Here is a 3,364-nt window from a genome sequence, read left to right on the forward strand (position 1 = left end):
CTCGAGGCCGGCGTCGGCCAGCGCGAACGCGCTCGCACGGCCCGCGCCGCCAGCGCCCACGACGACGGCGTCCTGCCCCGCAAGCGGCACGTCGTGATAGCTGAACGACCGGCGGACGCCCGCCACGTCCGTGTTGTGGCCGGTGACTGTCCCCCCCGTGAAGTCGATGGTGTTCACGGCGCCGATGCGCTCCGCGAGGTCGTCCGCGTCCACCAGCGACAGGACGTCCTGCTTGAACGGGATGGTGACGTTGAGGCCGGCGACGCCGAGCGCCTCCGCGCCCCGGATCGCCGTCGCGAGGTCCGCCCGTGACGGCTCGAACGTGACGTACCTCGCGTCGAGGCCGAGTTCTGCGTACGCCGCCTCGTGCATCGGCGGCGACAGCGAGTGTTCGACCGGATTCCCGACGAGTCCGAATACCTGCACGCCTCCACCCAGCGGCCGGACGCTTATAACTGATACTGACACCGAACGGTTTTTTGCCGGGAACTGTTTCCCCGCTGTATGGCCGGGTCACTCGCTGTCGATGCCGGGATACTGCTGGCTGGCATCGTCTTACTCTACGTCGGTGCGGAACTCCTCGTCTCCGCCGCGTCTGCGCTGGCGCTCTCGCACGGGGTGAAAGCCGCGACTGTCGGCGTCACCGTCATCGCATTCGCCACGACCGCGCCGGAGCTGTTCGTCAGTTCCATCGGCGCGCTCACCGCCTCCGACAGCATCGCGCTCGGGAACATCGTCGGGTCGAACATCGCCAACATCGGCCTCGTGCTCGGCGCCTCCGCCGTCGTCCGTCCGATGCAGGTCGACGACGACACGCTCTACCAGCACGGCCCGTTCATGTTCGTCGCCGCCGTCGCGCTGGTCGGCCTCGGCCTCGACGGCCGCATCGGCGCCGGCGACGGCGTCGTCCTGCTCGCGTTGCTCGCAGGGTTCACTGGCTTCCTCTACTACAAGGCACAGCAGAACGACGTCGTCATCCCCGAAGACGTCGACATGAGCGCGGACACGACGAGCGCCGGCGTCCGGGACTACGTCGCGCTCGTCGGTTCGATTCTGCTGTTGCTCGCCGGCTCTCGCGCGCTCATTGTCGGCGGCCGCGGCGTCCTGGTCGCGTGGGGGTTCGGTGACCTCTTCATCGGCCTCACCATCATCGCGTTCGGCACGTCCGTCCCCGAACTCGCGACGTCGCTCGTGAGTGCCATCCGCGGCGAAGCCCAGTTCTCCATCGGAAACGTCGTCGGGTCGAACATCTACAACGTGCTCGCGGTCATCGGCGTCGTCGCCGTCGTCGTGCCCATCACCGTCGAATCCGCGACGGTCAGCTACGAGTTCCCCATCATGCTCGGATTCACGGTGGTCGCGCTCGCCATGATGGCGCTCGGCGACCGCATCACTCGAATCGAGGGATTCGGGCTGCTGGCGGGCTACGTCGGCTTCCTCTACTTCCTGCTCCCGTAGTCGCGGCTGTTTCGCCACGGCGACCCGCCACCGAAGCGGTGGACGGACCCCCTGCGCTCGCATCCGCCCCCAATCACAAGCGTTAGGGCGCCCGTCCCGGACAGTGTAGACTATGTTACGCGAGCGGGTGCGCCACCCCATCGCGGCGCTCGTCTTCGCCGTACTGCTGACAGTTCCGTGGGTGATCGTCCACTTCACCGGCGGGCCGGACGCCTACGGCCTCGGCCACCCAGCGACGGTTGCCGTCAGCGGCATCGCCGTGCTCGGGGCGTCGTTCCTGCTCGCGTGGGGCGCGGAAACCGCGGAGAAGGACGTCCCGCAGTCGTTCGCAATCGCCGTGCTCGCTGTGCTCGCCGTCGCCCCGGAGTACGCCGTCGACGCGCTGTACGCCTGGACCGCCGGGGCGAACATCGGTACCGAACGCGGCATGGAAGCCGCGAACCTCGCAATCGCCAACATGACCGGCGCGAACCGCATCCTCATCGGTATCGGGTGGTCGGGCGTCGCGCTGTTCACCGTCTACCAGGCCAGGAAGACGATGGACCCGGCGGTCACGTTCGACGGCGGCCTCCGGAGTCGCGTGAACCTCGACCCCTCCATCGCCACCGAAATCACGTTCCTGCTCGCGGCGACGGCGTACGCGTTCGTCGTCCCGCTCGGCGACGGCATCGGCCTCCTGGACACGGTCGTGCTCGTCGGCCTGTTCGCGGCGTACATCGCCATCATCATCCGCGGCGACGTCTCCCACGACACCGACCACGTCGGCGTCCCCGCGTACCTCCAGCAGTTCCGGCGGCCCGCTCGCGTCGCCGGCGTCGTCGCGCTGTTCGCGTTCTCCGGTTTCGCCATCTACACCGCCGTCCACCCGTTCGCACATGGGCTCGAGGAGATCGGAAAGGCCGCCGGCATCCCGCCGTTCTTCATGATCCAGTGGATCGCACCGCTCGCTTCCGAGAGCCCGGAGCTCATCGTCGTCGTCTACCTCGTGAACAAGGCGCGCTCGACCGCCGGCTTCAACGCGCTCATCTCCTCGAAGCTCAACCAGTGGACGCTGCTCATCGGGACGCTGGCGGTCGTCTACAGCATCGCTGCGGGGAGCCTGGGGACGCTCCCGTTCGACGAGAAGCAGGCCGTCGAGATCTGGATCACCGCCGCCCAGAGCCTGTTCGCCATCGCCATCCTCACGAACTTCTCGATCGCCGTCTGGGAGGGGATCACCCTGCTCGTGCTGTTCCTCACCCAGGTTGTCGCCGAGTTCGTCATCATCCAAACGGTCGCCGAACCCGCCGCGACGGAACTCAGCATTCTCGTCCTCTACGCGTACACCGCCGTCTACCTCGTGCTCGCGACCGTGCTGTTGATTCATCGCCGGGAATCCATGGTGCGGCTCGTCCGGAAGACCGCGGACGACGCCGGGGCCGCGTTCGGCGCTGGCAGCGACTGACGACCGGATCCGTGCCGCCGCCGACGCCAGGATTCGGGGCGGTCGGCGGTCCCGTCGACGCCGGCACCACGAGCCTCGAACAGCAGGCGTTTTACTGGTCGCGGCGTACGCCGGGTCGTGATTGGAATCGTCGTGAGTACCACCGACGAGGCCTCCCAGCACATCGGCGACCACCTCCTGGACGTCGGTGACTTCGAGGCGGTCGGCGACGGCGTCTACCGGGCGGACGGCTTCGAACTGCGGGAGTTCGAGGAGCTGCACATCGACCTCGAGGACCCCGCCGCGCCGTTCGACGACCCCGAGTTCGTCGTCGTGGTGTCCCGCCACGCCGGTGACACCGGCCCGCTGCTGACCGCCCACCACACCGGGAACTTCGGGGACGCGCAGTACGGCGGCGAGGACAGGTCGCTCGCAGCTGCCTGCCCGAACGCCCACCGTCTGGTGGTCGCGGCGCTCCGGGAG

At 68.2% G+C, this 3,364-nt stretch carries 4 protein-coding genes; 3 read left to right on the plus strand and 1 reads right to left on the minus strand.

Going from position 1 to position 3,364, the window contains the following annotated elements; all coding sequences use genetic code 11:
- A partial coding sequence (locus GRX66_RS17635) for a shikimate dehydrogenase family protein (protein ID WP_394351540.1) occupies window positions 1–426 on the minus strand: 426 nt, incomplete at its 3' end.
- 78 nt (window positions 427–504) lie between these two features.
- Here GRX66_RS17635 and GRX66_RS17640 point away from each other — a divergent pair.
- The 3 genes from GRX66_RS17640 to GRX66_RS17650 form a co-directional block, all read left to right on the plus strand.
- The gene (locus tag GRX66_RS17640) at window positions 505–1,458 is read left to right on the plus strand and encodes a calcium/sodium antiporter (RefSeq protein ID WP_159527673.1); all 954 of its coding nucleotides are present in this window, start codon (window positions 505–507) and stop codon (window positions 1,456–1,458) included.
- A gap of 112 nt (window positions 1,459–1,570) precedes the next feature.
- A complete protein-coding gene (locus GRX66_RS17645) occupies window positions 1,571–2,902 on the plus strand; it encodes a sodium:calcium antiporter (protein WP_159527674.1) in 1,332 nt (443 codons plus the stop codon).
- 117 nt (window positions 2,903–3,019) lie between these two features.
- A partial coding sequence (locus GRX66_RS17650; RefSeq protein WP_325064182.1) for a D-aminoacyl-tRNA deacylase occupies window positions 3,020–3,364 on the plus strand: 345 nt, incomplete at its 3' end.

This window comes from Halobacterium bonnevillei, assembly GCF_009831555.1.
Classification (GTDB): domain Archaea; phylum Halobacteriota; class Halobacteria; order Halobacteriales; family Halobacteriaceae; genus Halobacterium; species Halobacterium bonnevillei.

Bases quoted from the DNA above. Each gene is read 5' to 3' on its own strand.
- GRX66_RS17645 (WP_159527674.1), top strand. From the start codon at position 1,571: ATGTTACGCGAGCGGGTGCGCCACCCCATCGCGGCGCTCGTCTTCGCC.
- GRX66_RS17640 (WP_159527673.1), top strand. From the start codon at position 505: ATGGCCGGGTCACTCGCTGTCGATGCCGGGATACTGCTGGCTGGCATC.